Annotated in this window: 16 protein-coding genes; 9 read left to right on the top strand and 7 right to left on the bottom strand. The window is 71.5% G+C overall.

What is annotated here, in order from left to right; all coding sequences use genetic code 11:
- The first annotated feature begins 67 nt into the window (after positions 1–67).
- Positions 68–3,625 carry a chromosome segregation protein SMC gene (gene smc / locus ACFRFH_RS12655; RefSeq protein ID WP_382463346.1) on the top strand — a complete coding sequence of 1,186 codons (3,558 nt, stop codon included), beginning with the start codon at positions 68–70 and terminating at the stop codon, positions 3,623–3,625.
- Here smc and ACFRFH_RS12650 read toward each other — a convergent pair.
- Positions 3,622–4,407, bottom strand: coding sequence for a CHAD domain-containing protein (locus tag ACFRFH_RS12650; RefSeq protein ID WP_382463345.1), 786 nt, complete (start codon positions 4,405–4,407; stop codon positions 3,622–3,624). The genes smc and ACFRFH_RS12650 overlap by 4 nt on opposite strands.
- A gap of 29 nt (positions 4,408–4,436) precedes the next feature.
- Here ACFRFH_RS12650 and ftsY point away from each other — a divergent pair, with 29 nt between their 5' ends.
- From ftsY to ffh, 3 genes are all read left to right on the top strand, one after another.
- On the top strand, positions 4,437–5,312 hold the full coding sequence (gene ftsY, locus ACFRFH_RS12645) for a signal recognition particle-docking protein FtsY (protein WP_382463344.1): 876 nt from the start codon (positions 4,437–4,439) through the stop codon (positions 5,310–5,312).
- A gap of 8 nt (positions 5,313–5,320) precedes the next feature.
- On the top strand, positions 5,321–5,821 hold the full coding sequence (locus ACFRFH_RS12640) for a DUF2004 domain-containing protein (RefSeq protein WP_382463343.1): 501 nt from the start codon (positions 5,321–5,323) through the stop codon (positions 5,819–5,821).
- 82 nt (positions 5,822–5,903) lie between these two features.
- Complete coding sequence (gene ffh / locus ACFRFH_RS12635; RefSeq protein WP_382463342.1) at positions 5,904–7,472, top strand: signal recognition particle protein; 1,569 nt, start codon at positions 5,904–5,906, stop codon at positions 7,470–7,472.
- A 27-nt stretch (positions 7,473–7,499) separates the two neighbouring features.
- On the opposite strand, the gene ACFRFH_RS12630 is transcribed toward ffh, so the two are convergent.
- From ACFRFH_RS12630 to ACFRFH_RS12615, 4 genes are all read right to left on the bottom strand, one after another.
- A complete protein-coding gene (locus tag ACFRFH_RS12630) occupies positions 7,500–8,192 on the bottom strand; it encodes an SGNH/GDSL hydrolase family protein (protein ID WP_382463341.1) in 693 nt (230 codons plus the stop codon).
- A 76-nt stretch (positions 8,193–8,268) separates the two neighbouring features.
- Entirely contained in the window at positions 8,269–8,994 is a 726-nt protein-coding gene (locus tag ACFRFH_RS12625; RefSeq protein WP_382463340.1) for an SGNH/GDSL hydrolase family protein, read from the bottom strand.
- Positions 8,991–9,665 (bottom strand): SGNH/GDSL hydrolase family protein, encoded by a 675-nt coding sequence (locus ACFRFH_RS12620; protein WP_382463339.1) that lies wholly within the window; start codon positions 9,663–9,665, stop codon positions 8,991–8,993. Before ACFRFH_RS12620 ends, ACFRFH_RS12625 begins: the two co-directional genes overlap by 4 nt.
- Positions 9,666–9,709: 44 nt before the next feature.
- Entirely contained in the window at positions 9,710–10,885 is a 1,176-nt protein-coding gene (locus ACFRFH_RS12615) for a glutamate--cysteine ligase (RefSeq protein WP_382463338.1), read from the bottom strand.
- A 204-nt stretch (positions 10,886–11,089) separates the two neighbouring features.
- On the opposite strand from ACFRFH_RS12615, the gene rpsP reads away from it, so the two are divergent.
- The 3 genes from rpsP to rimM are packed head-to-tail and all read left to right on the top strand — an operon-like array spanning position 11,090 to position 12,426.
- Complete coding sequence (gene rpsP / locus ACFRFH_RS12610; protein WP_382463337.1) at positions 11,090–11,563, top strand: 30S ribosomal protein S16; 474 nt, start codon at positions 11,090–11,092, stop codon at positions 11,561–11,563.
- Between the two features lie 4 nt (positions 11,564–11,567).
- Positions 11,568–11,798, top strand: coding sequence for an RNA-binding protein (locus tag ACFRFH_RS12605; protein ID WP_179606430.1), 231 nt, complete (start codon positions 11,568–11,570; stop codon positions 11,796–11,798).
- A gap of 1 nt (position 11,799) precedes the next feature.
- The gene (rimM, locus tag ACFRFH_RS12600) at positions 11,800–12,426 is read left to right on the top strand and encodes a ribosome maturation factor RimM (RefSeq protein ID WP_382463336.1); all 627 of its coding nucleotides are present in this window, start codon (positions 11,800–11,802) and stop codon (positions 12,424–12,426) included.
- A gap of 58 nt (positions 12,427–12,484) precedes the next feature.
- On the opposite strand, the gene ACFRFH_RS12595 is transcribed toward rimM, so the two are convergent.
- Entirely contained in the window at positions 12,485–13,156 is a 672-nt protein-coding gene (locus ACFRFH_RS12595; protein ID WP_382463335.1) for a GntR family transcriptional regulator, read from the bottom strand.
- Between the two features lie 50 nt (positions 13,157–13,206).
- Here ACFRFH_RS12595 and ACFRFH_RS12590 point away from each other — a divergent pair, with 50 nt between their 5' ends.
- Both ACFRFH_RS12590 and trmD read left to right on the top strand, forming a co-directional pair.
- Positions 13,207–14,439, top strand: a complete 1,233-nt coding sequence (locus ACFRFH_RS12590) for an MFS transporter (protein ID WP_382463334.1) — start codon at positions 13,207–13,209, stop codon at positions 14,437–14,439.
- A 9-nt stretch (positions 14,440–14,448) separates the two neighbouring features.
- Complete coding sequence (trmD, locus tag ACFRFH_RS12585; RefSeq protein ID WP_382463333.1) at positions 14,449–15,132, top strand: tRNA (guanosine(37)-N1)-methyltransferase TrmD; 684 nt, start codon at positions 14,449–14,451, stop codon at positions 15,130–15,132.
- A gap of 76 nt (positions 15,133–15,208) precedes the next feature.
- On the opposite strand, the gene map is transcribed toward trmD, so the two are convergent.
- Entirely contained in the window at positions 15,209–15,973 is a 765-nt protein-coding gene (gene map, locus ACFRFH_RS12580; protein ID WP_382463332.1) for a type I methionyl aminopeptidase, read from the bottom strand.
- Between the last annotated feature and the right edge of the window lie 46 nt (positions 15,974–16,019).

The raw sequence follows: 16,019 nt of genomic DNA, 5'->3' as shown, positions 1-16,019 counted from the left end.
CGGAAAGTGACAACGACGTGCCCCTCGGCTGCGCGGGGTGGCGCGGGGGGTCGGGTAGATTCTGCATGTGTATCTGAAGAGTCTGACGCTGAAGGGCTTCAAGTCGTTCGCAACGCCGACGACTTTCGCCTTCGAGCCGGGCGTCACCTGCGTCGTCGGGCCCAACGGGTCCGGCAAGTCGAACGTGGTCGACGCCCTCGCCTGGGTGATGGGCGAGCAGGGCGCCAAGACGCTTCGCGGCGGCAAGATGGAGGACGTCATCTTCGCCGGGACCTCCACCCGGGGCCCGCTCGGTCGCGCCGAGGTGCAGCTCACGATCGACAACAGTGACGGCGCCCTGCCGATCGAGTACACCGAGGTCACCATCTCGCGCACGCTGTTCCGCAACGGCGGCAGCGAGTATGCCATCAACGGCCAGTCCTGCCGCCTGCTCGACGTGCAGGAGCTGCTCAGCGACTCCGGCCTCGGCCGCGAGATGCACGTCATCGTGGGCCAGGGCCAGCTCGACGCTGTTCTGCGCGCCACGCCGGAGGAGCGCCGCGGCTTCATCGAGGAGGCCGCAGGCATCCTCAAGCACCGCCGCCGCAAGGAGAAGACCCTCCGCAAGCTGGAGGCCATGCAGACCAACCTCACCCGGCTGAGCGACCTCGCAGGCGAGGTGCGCCGGCAGCTCAAGCCGCTCGGCCACCAGGCCGAGATCGCGCGCGAGGCTCAGTCCATCGCCGCCATCGTCCGCGACGCCCGCGCGCGCCTGCTGGCCGACGATGTGGTCGGACTGCGTCGCTCGTTGGACGACCACACTCGCACCGAGGCATCGCGCCACAGCGAGCAGATCGTCCTGCAGGAGCAGCTCGAGCAGAAACAGCTCCGCCGCGCCCGACTGGAGCAGGCGCAGATCGGCGATGCGGTCGACGTCGCGCGCAGCACAGCGTTCGCGCTGGAGCAGGCGCAGGACCGCCTGCGCAGCCTCTACTCGCTCGCGACCCAGCGAGTCGCTCTGCTCGGCAGCCAGGCCGAGACCACCGACGACGGTCCGCGGGTCAGCCCGCAGATGGTGCAGGACGCCGCCGACGAGGTGGAGCGGCTGCGCGCCGCCGTCGTGGCGGCCGAGGCGGCCTGGGAGGCGGCGCAGTCCGCGACCCGCGCCGCGCGCGGCCGGCTCGATTCGGTGGACGACGAGATCGCCGCCCAGAGCGCGCTCGTCTCCAAGCACGACCTGGAGATCAGCAAGCTGAACGGCCAGGCCGAGGCCGCAGGCCAGCGACTGGCCGCCGTGCGCGGCGAGGTGCTCCGTCAGCAGAACGCGCTCGACGCCGCCACGGAGCGCCGCGAGAAGGCGCAGGCCGAGTTCGCCTCCCGGGAGGCCGAGGCCGTCACAGCCGACATGGGCGAGGGCAGCCTCGACGAGGCGTACGAGCTCGCCCAGTCCGAGGTGTTCGAGGCGGAGGGCCTCATCGAGAAGCTGCGCGAGGACCTCCACGCGCTCGAACGCGAGCGCGACGCCCTTGCTGCCCGCACGTCCGCGCTCTCGCTGGCCCTCGACCAGAAGGACGGCTCCGCCGCGCTGGTCGCGGCGCGGCTGCCGGGCGTGCGCGGTCTGGCCGCCGAGCACATCCGGGTGCACCCCGGTTTCGAGGCCGCCGTCGCCGCGGCCCTCGGCTCACTGGCCGACGCGGTGCTCGCCGAGAGCAGGGACGCCGCGTTCGACGCCGTCTCGCACGCCGCCGGCGACGACCTGGGGCGGGTGGAGGTCGTGGTCGCCGACGCGGCAGCCCCGGAAGTCGACCTGAGCGGCATCGCCGGTGTCGTCCCCGCGCGCTCGGTCGTCGAGGCGCCGGACGGCGTGCTCGGCCTGCTCGCCTTCACCGCCATCGCGGACGATGTGGAGTCCGCCCGGGCTGCCGCCGACGCCTTCCGCGCCAGGAAGCTCGGCGGCCCCGTCACGCTGATCACCCGCACCGGTGACGTGCTCACCGACTTCGTGCTGCGCGGCGGCTCCGGTGCGAAGCAGAGCCGGATCGAGCTGTTCGCCGACCGCGACGCCGCCGAGGAGCGGCTCGGTGAGGTGACCTCCCTCATCGACCGCGCCCGCTTCGCTCTCGCCGAGCAGCGCGGCGTCGTGCAGGTGGCCAAGGAGCAGTCGCAGTACGCGCTCACGGCCCTGCGCGAGTTCGACGCGAAGCTGGCCGCGCAGACGGAGCAGCTCAACCGGGTGCGCGTGCAGCTCGAGGCCTCCCAGGCCGAGTCCGAGCGCCTGAGCCGTGCGTTGGAGCAGGCGGCCGAACGCGTCGCCGAGGCCGAGACCGCGGCGGACACGGCGAAGTCGGAGCTGGAGGTCGCCCGCTCGCGTCCGCGGCCGATCCTCGACGTCTCCGCCCGTGACGCCCTGTCCGTGGAGCTCGACGCGGCGCGCGAGGCTGAGGTGGAGGCGCGGCTCGGTGTCGAGACCGCGAAGGAGCGCGTGCGTGCGGAGCAGGCGCGCGGCGAGGCGCTGTCCCGGCAGCTGGAGGCCGAGCGCGCCGCCGCCGAGGAGGCCGCCCGCCGTGCCGTCATCCGCCGCCGGCAGCGGGAAGCGGCAGAGGGGGTCGTGGACGTGCTGCCCGCGGTGCTCGCCTCCGCCGACCGCTCGGTGTCGCAGGCGCGCCTGGAGCTCGCCACCGCCGAGGCGCAGCGCGCGAGCCAGAATGAGGAGCTCGCGACCGTGCGCCGCGAGGAGGCCGCCCTGCGCGAGCGCCTGCACGGCATCACCGAGTCGGTGCACGGCCTGGAGCTGCAGATCTACGAGAAGAAGCTGCACCTGTCCAGCCTGCTGGAGCGGGCGGGCAGCGAGCTCGGCCTCGTGGAGGACGTGCTGGTGGCGGAGTACGGGCCGGACGTGCCGGTTCCGCCGGACACCCGCGAGGAGGACGAGGCACCCGAGGCGGAGGCCGACGGCGAGGAGCGCCCGGGCACCCCCTACGTCCGCGAGCAGCAGCAGAAGCGCCTCGCCTCAGCCGAGCGCAAGCTCGGCCAGCTCGGACGGGTCAACCCGCTCGCGCTGGAGGAGTTCGCGGCCCTTGAGCAGCGGCACAAGTTCCTCACCGAGCAGCTCACCGACCTCACCAACACCCGCAAGGATCTCGTGACGATCATCGAGGAGATCGACGAGAAGATGCAGACCATCTTCGAGTCGGCCTTCGCGGACACCGAGGCCGCCTTCGAGCGCGTCTTCCCGATCCTGTTCCCCGGCGGCTCCGGGCACATCTCGCTGACGAACCCGGACGACCTGCTCACCACCGGCATCGAGGTGTCAGTCAAGCCGGCCGGCAAGAAGATCGAACGCCTCTCGCTGCTGTCCGGCGGCGAGCGGTCGCTGGCCGCGGTCGCGCTGCTGATCGCGATCTTCAAGGCCCGCCCCAGCCCGTTCTACATCATGGACGAGGTGGAGGCCGCGCTCGACGACGCCAACCTCGGTCGCCTGCTGACGATCTTCGAGGACCTGCGCGAGAACAGCCAGCTCATCGTGATCACGCACCAGAAGCGCACGATGGAGATCGCCGACGCCCTCTACGGCGTCTCGATGCGCCAGGACGGCGTCTCGGCCGTCGTCGGCCAGCGCGTCGCGCAGGAGAAGGCCTCCGCCTAGGCGTCCGCTCCCTCGAACGCGATCGCGGCGAGCTTGCCGTCGATCCCGTCGAGGGCGTCCGCCGCGCGCCGCTCGCAGCGCATGGCGAGGCCGACATGGCCCTGCTCGCGCAACTCGTGCGCCAGCAGGAGGTCGTCGCGGTTGTCGCCGAGCGCGTCCTGGACGGCCTTGGCCGCTGCGGCGAGCCGGACGGCAGAGCGGCCGAGCTCGTCCGCGACCGCGTCGGCCGCATAACGCACCTTTCGTGCCGCTTTGCGGGTGGCGTGGCGCTCCTCAAGGCTGTCGCCGCGCAGGCGGTGCACCTTCTCCACCGCCTTCGCCAGACCGCGCGTCGTCACCCGCGCGGGGTCTTTCCTGCCTTTCGCCGAGAGCGGCGGCTCGGCGGCGAACATCTGGAGGTCGGCCAGGAGCGCCCTGACCACCGGGCCGTGCAGGTAACGCAGCAACGAACTGAGCGCCTCCTCGTGGGCGGAACGGGTCGCCGCCGCTTCCGCCGAGACGGCGTCGACCAGCTCCGGCTCGTCGTCGGCCTCCAACAGGTCCTCGAGGGTGTCGGCCTTGACCTCCAGGTCGCGCACGGCGCCGAGCCGGTCGCCCAGCGCCTCCAGCCGCAGTCGCATGCCGAGCGCGGCATGCGATTCGAACGCGGCCCGGTAGACCCGCAGGACGCTGCGGAGCCTGCGCACCCGGATGCGGGCCTGATGGACGGCGTCCTCCCCGTCCTCGTCGATCGCGACGAGCTGCTCCGCGAGCTCCGCCGACACCGCCACGAGGGAGAACATGGCGCCACCGTACCAACTAGTCTGAGTGCATGGCAGACCGCACCCCCTGGTCCTTGTCGGGCGCCCTCCGCGGGATGTTCGCGAGGAAGACCATCGACGACACCACCTGGGACGATCTGGAGACGGCGCTCATCACCGCCGACTTCGGTCCGGACGTCACCGAAGCGGTCGTCGACGACCTGCGCGCCAAGGTCGAGCGATACCACACCACCGACCCGGCCGACCTCCAGCGCATGCTGCGCGAGACGATGGAGGAGCGGCTCTCCAAGCTCGACACCACGCTCAAGCTCAGCGAGCGTCCCGCGATCGTCCTGGTGGTCGGCGTGAACGGCGTCGGCAAGACCACGACCATCGGCAAGTTCGCCAAGTTTCTGCGCACCTACGACCGCACGGTCGTCGTCGGCGCGGCGGACACCTTCCGCGCCGCGGCGGTCGAGCAGCTCGCCACTTGGGCGGAGCGCGCCGGAGCGGAGATCGTGCGGCCGCAGCAGCAGGGCCAGGACCCGGCGTCCGTGGCGTTCCAGACGGTCGAGAAGGCCAAGCGCGACGGCACCGAGATCGTCATCATCGACACCGCGGGCAGGTTGCAGACCAAGGGCGGCCTGATGGACGAGCTGTCCAAGATCAAGCGCGTGGTCGAGAAGCAGGCGCCGATCGCGGAGGTGCTGCTGGTGCTCGACGCCACCACCGGACAGAACGGGCTGGCGCAGGCCGAGGCGTTCCTGGAGCACGCCGGCGTGACCGGCCTCGTGCTGACGAAGCTCGACGGTTCGGCGAAGGGCGGCTTCGTCCTCGCGGTGCAGGAGCGCACCGGCCTCCCGATCAAGCTCATCGGCCAGGGCGAGGGGATCAACGACCTGACCGGCTTCACCCCGCACGTCTTCGCGCAGCAGCTCGTCGGATAGGGGACGGCATGGCCATCGAACACGACTACTTCGGCGTCATCGACGAGACGGCCTCCGGCGGCCTCGCCTGGAACGACACGGTCGACCTCGCCGATCAGGCGGTGGAGGTCGAGCTGCGCGCCGACGACGAGCGCGCGGTGGGGGAGTTCGCCCTCGACTCCGCGGCGGCGCTCATCCAGGCGCTGGAGGGCTTCGACGCCAGGGCCAGGGACGCGCTGATCGCCGAGCTGAGCTCCCAGCAGTCGGCGACGACGAGCTACATCGACGAGCATGTGGACAAGCTGGGGGAGTCGCTGCTCGACCTCCTGGTCTACAACTCGGGGGACATCGCGATGGACGTGCTGCGCTCGCTCCAGCTCCTGACCGTGACGGTGCAGGCAGACCAGGCCGGCGAGGACGAGGTCTTCGCGACGTTCGACTACTCGATCAGCCCGGACGAGACGGATGCGATCCTGACGGTCTCGTTCGACGTGCGCGGCGACGTGGTCGCGGTCGACACGCAGGGCTGACCCGCAGGCCCGACACGACGCCCTGACGCGCGCGGCGCAGCCTCGGCGACCGGCCAGCCTCGCCCGGTAGACTTCTACGATCATGGCTACTTTCGGCTCCCTGTCCGACCGTTTGACGGACACCTTCAAGAACCTGCGCACCAAGGGCAAGCTCACCCCCTCCGACGTCGACGGCACCGTGCGCGAGATCCGCCGCGCCCTGCTCGACGCCGACGTGGCGCTCGACGTCGTCAAGGAGTTCACCGGCAAGGTGCGCGAGCGCGCGCTGTCCGACGAGGTCAACAAGGCGCTGAACCCGGCGCAGCAGGTCGTCCAGATCGTCAACGAGGAGCTCGTGGCCATCCTCGGCGGTCAGCAGCGCCGCCTCCAGTTCGCCAAGAAGCCGCCGACGGTGATCATGCTCGCCGGCCTCCAGGGCGCGGGTAAGACCACGCTCGCGGGCAAGCTCGGCAAGTGGCTGATCAAGGACGGCCACACGCCGCTCCTCGTCGCCGCCGACCTCCAGCGGCCCAACGCCGTCACCCAGCTGCAGATCGTCGGCGAGCAGGCCGGCGTCCCGGTCTACGCGCCGGAGCCCGGCAACGGCGTCGGCAACCCGGTGAAGGTGGCCAAGGACGCCATGAAGTTCGCCGAGACCAAGCAGTACGACACGGTCGTCATCGACACCGCAGGACGCCTCGGCGTCGACGCCGAGCTGATGAAGCAGGCCGCCGACATCCGCAAGGCCACCGACCCGGACGAAGTGCTGTTCGTGATCGACGCGATGATCGGTCAGGACGCCGTGGCCACGGCCAAGGCGTTCCAGGACGGCGTCGACTTCACCGGCGTCGTGCTCTCCAAGCTCGACGGCGACGCGCGCGGCGGCGCGGCCCTCTCGGTCGCCTCGGTCACCGGCCGCCCGATCATCTTCGCCTCCACCGGCGAGGGCCTGGACGACTTCGAGCCGTTCCACCCCGACCGCATGGCGTCGCGCATCCTCGACCTCGGCGACATCCTCACCCTCATCGAGCAGGCGCAGGAGGCCTTCGACGAGGACGAGGCGCGCAAGGTCGCCGAGAAGTTCGCGACCGACAGCTTCACGCTCGACGACTTCCTCAAGCAGATGCAGCAGCTGCGCAACATGGGCTCCATCAAGAAGATGATGGGCATGCTCCCCGGCGCGGGCCAGATGAAGCAGCAGCTCGACAACTTCGACGAGCGCGAGATCGTGCGCACGGAGGCCATCATCCAGTCGATGACGACGGCCGAGCGCACCACCCCCAAGCTGCTCAACGGCTCCCGCCGCCTGCGCATCGCCAAGGGCTCCGGCACGACGGTCACCGAGGTGAACCAGCTCGTCAACCGCTTCGAGCAGGCCGCCAAGATGATGAAGACCGTTGCCAAGGGTGGCGTTCCGAACGTTCCGGGCATGGGCCCGATCCCCGGCGCCGGCTACGCGGGCAAGGGCAAGCCGCAGCCCAAGAAGAAGGGCTCCCGCTCGGGCAACCCGGCCAAGCGCGCCGCGGAGAACGCGGCGCTCGCCTCCGGTGTCAAGCCGGCGGGGAACGCACCGGCAGGCACCGGCTTCGGGCTCGGCTCCGGCAACAAGGCGAAGGCCGGAGGCCCGAGCGAGGAGGAGCTGGCCGCCCTGCAGAAGTTCATGGGGCGATGACGCCAGGGCGCTAGGCCCCGCGACTGCTCAGGAGGTCACGCCGAGCGGCGCGAGCCGGTCCTCGATGACCTTCGCGACGGCGCGTTCGCCCGCCGCGTTCGGGTGGATGCCGTCCGCCTGCACCAGCTCCGGGTGTCCCGCCAGCGGGTAGCCGATGTCGAGGAAGGTCCCGCCGACGCCGGTCACGGCCTTCTCGACGATCCCGTTGACGGTCGCCACGGTCGGCGGCGGTGTGTCCGCGCCCCAGACCGTCGTGATGCCGATGATGCGCGCCCGCGGGAACGTGTCGCGCAGTTCACCCAGCAGCTCGTCCGCCGAGGAGGCCACGAGCGCGGCGCTCTCGGTGCGGTCGTTCCTGGTGGCCGCGATCAGGATGTAGTCGGGGTGCAGGCCGACGGCGGTGGCGACCTGCTCGCGGTAGGTGTCGCCGTTCCAGCCCGGCTTGACGAACCCGGAGCCCGAGACCGCGAGGTCGGTGAGCGTCCAGCCGTGCTGCGCCGCGACGAGCGCGGGCCAGGCCTGATCGGGGCGGACACCCTTGCCGAACGCGATGGAGTCCCCGATGGCGACGACCTGCGGCTTCGCGTGCTCAGCAGGGGCCGCGACGGCCGTGCCGCCGGCGGCGACCGGGCGCGCGGTGACGGCCGAGGAGCAGCCGGCGAGAGCGGCTGTGGCGAGCGCGATCGCGACGACGGCGATCAGGCGGGGACGGGTGGGCACGAGGTGAGGCTAGACCGCCCTGACTGGCAGATCGCTGTGTATCCCGCCCGGGCGTGTCGGATCGTGCCGGCCGGCCCTAGCCGCGAGCGGGTCCCGGCTCGATCCGCGCCTTCGCGATCGCGTCAGCCACGGTCCTCCCGAGCAGCGATTGGCCGGCGCTGGTCGGGTGGATGCCGTCCGACTGCATGAGGGTGGGCTTGCCGAGGAACGGCTGGCCCAGCGGGAGCCAGTGGCCGCCGACGGCGAGGACGGCGCTCTTCAGGGCCTCGTCGATGACGGTGGCCGTCCGGTCGGCGGCGGTCGCTCCCCAGACCGAGCCCATCCCGACGATCGTGGTGCGCGGGAGCGCGGTGGACAGCCGGTCGATCGCCGCCACCGTGTCGCGCTTGACCGTCGCGGGAGCGGCGGCGGCCGTGGCGGAGTCGTTGCGCGTCGCGGCCACGATGACGACCTGCGGGCGCAACCGGATGGCCGCGCTGACCTGGTCGTCGAAGTCGTGCGTGTTCACCCCCGGCTTCGTGAAGCCGGCGCCGCCTTCGCCGAGGTCCGTCAGGTCCCAGCCGAGCCGGGTCGCGGCGATGAGCGGCCAGGCGTCGTCGGCCGGCACGCCCCAGCCGATCGCGATGGAGTCGCCGATCGCCGCGGCCGTGGGCTGTGCCCGGACCGTCGGCGCCGACGGGGACGGGGTCGCCGGCCCGGACGTGGTGAGCGTCGTGCAGCCGGTCAGCGCCAGGCCCGCGACCACGGCGAGGACGGCCGCGACGCGGCGCACCCGACCGTCGCGTCGTATCGCCTGCCTCATACGATCCCGTCGAGCTTCGACAGGACGACCGATGCGATCGCCTGCTGGCCTTCGAGCGTGGGATGCTCGCCGTCGTCCTGGACGAGGCCGAGCTGGCCGCGGTAGGGCTGGCCGAGGTCGATCCACTTGCCGCCCGCCGTGGTCACTGCCTGCTTGAGTGCGGCGTTCAGGGGAGCGAGGTCGCTGTCGCTGGCCTCCCCGGTGAGAGCGTTGTAGCCGATCAGGTGGGCCTTCGGCAGGGCGTCGCTCAGCCGCTCGACCGCGGCCGCCATCGCCTTGGCGACGGAGGCGTTGTCCTGACCGAGGTCGTTGTCGGAGGCGCCGATCAGCACCACGTTCGCCTTCGCGGCGATGGCCTGGTCGACCTGGCCGTTGAAGTCGGCGTTGGTGGCGCCGACGGCGACGAAGCCCGCACCCGGCTGGCTGAAGTTCTCCAGGCCCCAGCGCCGGTCGACGGCGACGAGGGCGGGCCAGGCCTCGAACGGCTCCAGCCCCATGCCCGACTCGATCGAGTCGCCGACGATCGCGACCACCGGGTGCTTGCCGGCCGCGACGGTGGCGCCGACGGCGAGCTGGGACGAAGCGGACGCGCATCCGCTCAGGGCGACCGTGCCGAGCAGCAGCGCGGCGAGCGCCGTGGCGGCGGTGGCGAGAGGCCGGTGGCGGAACATGTCTTCGAGCTTAAACGAAGAGCCTATGGATGCTCTATGCACGGCTATGAGCCGCCTGTGCCGGGCTGGGCGGCGTCCCGCGGCGTCCGGTCCAGTCCGCTGCGGAGCTCGTGCGTGAGCGAGCTGACCACGGCCTGCAGGCTGCCGCCGTTGGTCTCGGCGACGGCGAGCTGGCGCTGGTAGCTGGCGCCGGTGCCGAGCACGTCGGCGACCGTGGCGAGCTCGGCGGAGCAGCCCAGCCGCTCTGCCGTGTCGCCGAGCTCGTCGACGAGCTGGAGGAGCTGGTCGCGCACCAGGCGCTCCGTGCCGTCCGGCGCGACGATGATCTCGGCGTCCAGCCCGTAGCGTGCGGCGCGCCACTTGTTCTCGCGCACGAACCACGGCTGCAGCGTGACCGGCTCGACGCCCTCGTCGAGGTCGCCGGACATCCGGTCGGTCAGGCAGTGGATGAGCGCGCCGACCGCCCCGACCTCGTCCGCGGTCGAGAGCCCGTCGCACGCGCGCATCTCGACGGTGCCCCAGCGCGGCGACGGCCGGATGTCCCAGCGCACCTCGCTGTGGTCCTCCACCACCCCGGTGGTCACGAGGTCCTGCACGTACTCCTCGTAGTTGGCCCAGCTGCCGAACTGCCACGGCAGCCCAGCGGTCGGGAGCTGCTGGAACATGAGCGCGCGGTTCGAGGCGTACCCGGTGCGCGCGCCCGCCCAGAACGGGCTCGACGCGCTGAGCGCCTGGAGGTGCGGGTAGTAGGTGAGCAGCCCGTTGACGATCGGCAGCGCCTTGTCGCGGTCGTCGATGCCGACATGGACGTGGATGCCCCAGATCATCATCTGCCTGCCCCACCACTGCGTGCGGTCCAGCAGCCGGTCGTAGCGCTCGTTCGGCGTGATCCTCTGGTCGTACCACTGGGCGAAGGGATGCGTGCCCGCGCACATCAGCTCCACGCCGAGCGGGTCGGTGACCTCGCGGGTCAGCGCGACCAGCTCCTGCAGGTCGGTGATGGCGGCCGGGACGCTGTGGTGCACCCGGCTGACCAACTCGATGGTGTTCAGCAGCAGCTCGTGGGTGATCTGCGGATGCTCCTGGCCGTCCGGCGTCCCGAGCTCGCGGAGCACGTCGTCCGCGATCTGCACCAGGTCGCCGCTGGCGCCGTCGACGAGCGCCAGCTCCCACTCGATGCCCACGGTGGAGCGCTCCGACTCTGCGAATTGGATCTGCATCGCTGTGACCCCGTCCGTCCGATTGTTCATTGGGCGCGCTTTTCTGACAGAATATCTAGTTGAGTTCATCGTGCCCGACCCTCTATCCGGCGCGACGGACGAACAATAGACCTCCTGCCGCGTGTGCCCCCACGCCCACGGCAGTCAGTTCGACAACGAATCCACCGGAACCCTGCGGGTTCCGGACGTCAACACAGGAGAATTGTGGCTGTCAAAATCCGTCTGAAGCGCCTGGGCAAGATCCGCGCTCCGTACTACCGCATCGTCGTCGCCGACTCGCGCACCAAGCGCGACGGCCGCGTCATCGAGGAGATCGGTCTGTACCACCCGACCGAGGAGCCCTCGCGCATCGAGGTCGACTCCGAGCGCGCTCAGTACTGGCTCGGCGTCGGCGCTCAGCCGTCCGAGCAGGTCCTCGTGCTGCTCAAGCTCACGGGCGACTGGGGAAAGTTCAAGGGCGACAAGAACGCCGTCTCGACCGTCAAGACGGCCGAGGCCAAGGAGACGTTCGTCGCCGACGAGAAGAAGAAGCCGGTCCTGAAGCCCAAGAAGGACGACACCGCCAAGAAGGCGGAGGCCGTCGTCGAGGCCGAGGTCGAGGCCGAGGAGGCCGCTGAGGCCGAGGTCGTCGCCGAGGCCGAGGAGATCACGGCCGAGGCCGACGGCGAGAAGGCGTAACACCTTGCTCGCTCCCGCTCTCACGCACCTGGTCAAGGGCATCGTCGACCACCCGGACGACGTGCACGTCGTGGCCAAGGGTTCGCCGCGTGGCGAGGTCCTCGAGGTTCGAGTGAACCCCGAGGACCTCGGGCGGGTCATCGGCCGTTCCGGCCGTACCGCCAAGGCCCTCCGCACCATCGTGGCCGCACTGGCCGACGGCCGACGCGTCCGCGTCGACGTCGTCGACGACTGAGGTGGCGGACCACAAGCTGCCCCGCAAGGAGGTCGCACCGCGACCGGGTGAGACCGAGCTGCGCGTCGGCCGGCTGACCAAGGCGCACGGTCTGAAGGGCGCTCTGAAGCTCGAGCTGTTCACGGACGAGCCGGAGCACCGCTTCGTCCCCGGCGCGGTGTTCACGCTCCAGGTGCCCACGGCCTCCAAATGGCACGGCAAGACCCTCGAGCTCATCGAGCTGCGCTGGTACAACGGTCACCCGGTCGGCTTCTTCGCCGGCGTGGACGACCGCACCGAGGCCGAGACGCTGGTGAAGGCCATCCTCTGGGTGAGCCAGGACGCCAAACAGCTCCCTCGGGAGGAGGACGCCTGGTACGACCACCAGCTGGTCGGGCTGAGCGCACGCCGCGACGGCGTGGAGGTCGGCACGATCGCACGGGTCGACCACCTTCCCGCACAGGACCTGCTCGTCGTCCGCACGGCCGACGGCGAGGTCCTGGTGCCGTTCGTGAAGGCGATCGTGCCCGAGGTCGACATCGCCGCGGGCACCGTCACGCTGACGCCGCCGCCCGGCCTCTTCGAGGACCTCCCCGACGACGACGAGCCGGACGCTCCGGCCGACCCGGAGACCCCCGAGGACTCCTAACCCCCGCCGCCGAGATGTGACTCGTTGCGGAAATCCGCGCGGTCATTCCCGCGACGACTCACCTCTCGGGCCGGAGGATGGTGAGGCCGCGGGCGCGGAGGAGGCGGGTGTCGGCGTCCAGGGCCGCGAGCAGCCGCTCGTGCGTGCCGACGATGTGGCGGTGGATGCTGTCGGCTGCCGCGTCCGCGTCCCGCGCCGCGAGCTGCTCGACGATCGCGCGGTGCTCCTCCCACGCGGTGCGCCGCGCGTCGGCGGTGCGGACCTCCAGCCAGCGGGTGCGGGCCAGCCGGGTCATCGCGGAGGACACCGAGTCGGCGAAGAAGTGGTTGCCGCTGAGGGCGGCGAGCCGTACGTGGAAGCCCGCGCCGGCGCCGACCGCGTCCTCGTCGCGCCGGTCGGGGTCGTAGGCGCCGAGGTCGTCGTGCAGCGCGCGCAGGTCGTCATCCGCAGCCCGGACGGCGCTCAGCCGCACGGCGGCGGTCTCCAGGGCGTCGCGCAGCTCGCTGAGCCGGGCGATCTCGCCGAGGTCGATGGGGGAGACCTCCCACCCGCGGCCCTCGCGGCGGACCAGCCCCTCCGCCTCCAGGCGCATGAGCGCCGCGCGCAACGGCGTTCGCGAGGCGCCGAGCTCGGCTTCGAGGCCGCGCTCGGTGATGCGGGAGCCGGGGACGCGGTCGAGGTCGAGGATCGCGGAGCGCAGGCGCTCGTAGACGTGAGGCTGCTCGGGCATCGGTCTCCTTCGTTGGTATACCAAGCCGGTATACCGCTAGGGTATACCGTATGAACCGAGAAACACGAGACGAGACCGGGCAGGCGACCAGAACCCCTCGACCGTGGCTCATGCTCGCCCTCGGCGTCATCGGTCAGGCCTCCTCGACGGTCTTCGTCTCGACCCCGGCCTTCCTCATCCCGCTGCTGCACACCGAGCGCGGGCTGAGCCTCGCGCAGGCCGGCCTGCTCGCCTCCGCGCCCACCCTCGGGCTGGTGCTCGCGCTGATCGCGTGGGGCGCCCTGAGCGACCGGATCGGGGAGCGCTGGGTCATCGCGTCCGGGCTGGCCGTCACCGCGGCCGCCGCGGTCGCCGCCATGTTCGTCTCGTCGTACATCGCGCTCGGCGCGCTGTTCCTGGTGGGCGGGATGGCGGCCGCCAGCCCCAACGCGGCGAGCGGCCGCGTGGTGATCGGCTGGTTCGCCAAGGAACGGCGCGGTCTCGCGATGGGCATCCGGCAGATGTGCCAGCCGCTCGGCGTCGCGATCGCCGCGATCAGCGTCCCGCTGCTGGCGGCCTCCGGCGGGATCGCAGCGGCGCTCACGGTGCCCGCGGTGCTGTGCGGCGTCTCCGCGGTGCTGTGCGCGATCGGGATCGTCGACCCGCCCCGGCCGCCGCGTCGCACGGCGGAGGGGGAGGACACCCACCCGCAGGCCGCGTGGCGTCCGTACCGGGAGACCTCCCTGCTCTGGCGCATCCACTTGGTGTCGATGCTGCTGGTCGTCCCGCAGTTCACCGTGTCCACGTTCGGGCTGGTCTGGCTCGTCACCGAGCTGCACTTCACCTCGCTCGCCGCGGGCATCGTCATCGCGGTCAGCCAGTTCGCCGGCGCGCTCGGCCGGATCGGCGTCGGCGTGCTGAGCGACCGGGTCGGCAGCCACCTGGTGCCGCTGCGCTGGGTGTCCGTCGCGGCGATCGTCGTCATGCTGCTGATGGGCGCGGCCTCGGCTCTCGGCTCGGTGGCCGCCGCCGTCATCCTGATCGTCGCGGCCATCGTCACCGTCGCCGACAACGGCCTCGCCTACACGTCGGTCGCCGAGATCGCCGGGCCGTTCTGGTCGGGCAGGGCGCTCGGCGCGCAGAACACCGGCCAGTTCCTGGCGGCGTCGGTCGTCGGACCCGCCGTCGGCGCGCTGATCGGCTTCGTCGGCTTCCCGCTGGCGTTCGCCGCGGTCGCCGTCTGCCCGGCGGTGGCGGCCCCGCTGGTGCCGCGCGACCGGGAGCTCGCGGTCGTCCCCGAATAGAATTCCCCCATGCGCATCGACATCGTCACGATCTTCCCGACTTTCTTCGATGTGCTCGACATCTCCCTGCTCGGCAAGGCGCGGCAGGCGGGCATCATCGCGCTCGGCGTCCACGACCTGCGCGATCACACCCACGACCGGCACCGCACCGTCGACGACACCCCGTACGGCGGCGGCGCCGGCATGGTGATGAAGCCGGAGCCCTGGGGGGAGGCGCTGGACGCCGTCCTGGACGGCTCGGACGACCCCGTGCTCCTGTTCCCGTCGCCGGCCGGCGAGGTGTTCACCCAGGCGATGGCCCGCGAGCTCGCGACCGAGTCCCACCTCGTGTTCGGCTGCGGCCGCTACGAGGGCATCGACCAGCGCGTCTTCGACGAGTACGCCTCCCGGGCGCGGGTGCGGCTGGTGAGCATCGGCGACTACGTGCTCAACGGCGGCGAGGTCGCCACGATGGCGATGATCGAGGCGATCGGGCGGCTCATCCCCGGCGTCGTCGGCAACCCGGAGAGCCTGGTGCAGGAGTCGCACGAGGACGGCCTCCTCGAGTACCCGTCGTACACGAAGCCCGCCGCCTGGCGCGGCCATGAGGTCCCGCCCGTCCTGCTCTCCGGCAACCACGGCGCCATCGAGTCGTGGCGCCGCGAGCAGTCCCTCGCCCGCACCGCCCGCGTCCGCCCCGACCTCCTCCCGTAGCGACCCCGATCCATCTCTTCCGGAGTTCTGTACGCGACACGCCGATGCGAGGCGTACACAACTCCGGAACGGATGGTCAGGGGGCGCTGAGGACGAGGGGGCCGGAGTCGGTGATGGCGACAGTGTGCTCGGAGTGGGCGCCGCGGGAGCCGTCGGCGGAGCGGAGCGTCCAGCCGTCGGGGTCGGTGAAGATTTTGTCGGTCGTCTGAAGGAACCACGGTTCGATCGCGACGACCAGGCCGGGACGCAGCGGGAAGCCGCGTCCTGCGCGGCCGTCGTTCGGGATGTGCGGGTCGCCGTGCATCGTGCGGCCGACGCCGTGCCCGCCGAACTGCGTGTTCACCGAGTAGCCCTCGGCGTGCGCCACGGCCGCGATCGCCGCCGAGATGTCGCCCACCTTGCCTCCAGGCTGCGCGGCCGCGATGCCCGCGGTGAGCGCCCGGCGGGTCGTGTCGATGAGGCGGAGGTCCTCGTCGCGCGCCGAGCCGACCACGAGGCTGACCGCCGAGTCGGCCACCCAGCCGTCGACGCTCGCCGCGAAGTCCAGGCTGAGCAGGTCGCCGTCGCGCAGCCGGTAGTCGTGCGGGAGGCCGTGCAGCACGGCGTCGTTGACGGAGGTGCAGATCACCTTGCCGAACGGGCTCGCGCCGAACGACGGGTGGTAGTCGATGTAGCAGGACTCCGCGCCACGGCTGCGGATCAGCTCGTGCGCGATCCGGTCCAGCTCCAGCAGGTTGACGCCCACCTTCGCGGCGGCGGCGGTCTCGGCGAGGACCTCGGCGACGAACCGGCCGGCCGGTCGCATCTGCTCGATCTCGGCGGGGGTCCTCAGCTCGATCACGCTCGTCCTCTTTCTCTGGTGTGACTGCGTCCAGTCTTCCATGCGG

This window comes from Leifsonia sp. NPDC056824, from assembly GCF_042789575.1.
GTDB lineage: Bacteria > Actinomycetota > Actinomycetes > Actinomycetales > Microbacteriaceae > Leifsonia.
This window is presented reverse-complemented; position numbering and strand designations above follow the sequence as displayed.

Bases quoted from the DNA above. Each gene is read 5' to 3' on its own strand.
- ACFRFH_RS12650 (WP_382463345.1), bottom strand. From the start codon at position 4,407: ATGTTCTCCCTCGTGGCGGTGTCGGCGGAGCTCGCGGAGCAGCTCGTC.
- ftsY (WP_382463344.1), top strand. From the start codon at position 4,437: ATGGCAGACCGCACCCCCTGGTCCTTGTCGGGCGCCCTCCGCGGGATG.
- ACFRFH_RS12640 (WP_382463343.1), top strand. From the start codon at position 5,321: ATGGCCATCGAACACGACTACTTCGGCGTCATCGACGAGACGGCCTCC.
- ffh (WP_382463342.1), top strand. From the start codon at position 5,904: ATGGCTACTTTCGGCTCCCTGTCCGACCGTTTGACGGACACCTTCAAG.
- ACFRFH_RS12625 (WP_382463340.1), bottom strand. From the start codon at position 8,994: ATGAGGCAGGCGATACGACGCGACGGTCGGGTGCGCCGCGTCGCGGCC.
- ACFRFH_RS12620 (WP_382463339.1), bottom strand. From the start codon at position 9,665: ATGTTCCGCCACCGGCCTCTCGCCACCGCCGCCACGGCGCTCGCCGCG.
- ACFRFH_RS12615 (WP_382463338.1), bottom strand. From the start codon at position 10,885: ATGCAGATCCAATTCGCAGAGTCGGAGCGCTCCACCGTGGGCATCGAG.
- ACFRFH_RS12595 (WP_382463335.1), bottom strand. From the start codon at position 13,156: ATGCCCGAGCAGCCTCACGTCTACGAGCGCCTGCGCTCCGCGATCCTC.
- ACFRFH_RS12590 (WP_382463334.1), top strand. From the start codon at position 13,207: ATGAACCGAGAAACACGAGACGAGACCGGGCAGGCGACCAGAACCCCT.
- trmD (WP_382463333.1), top strand. From the start codon at position 14,449: ATGCGCATCGACATCGTCACGATCTTCCCGACTTTCTTCGATGTGCTC.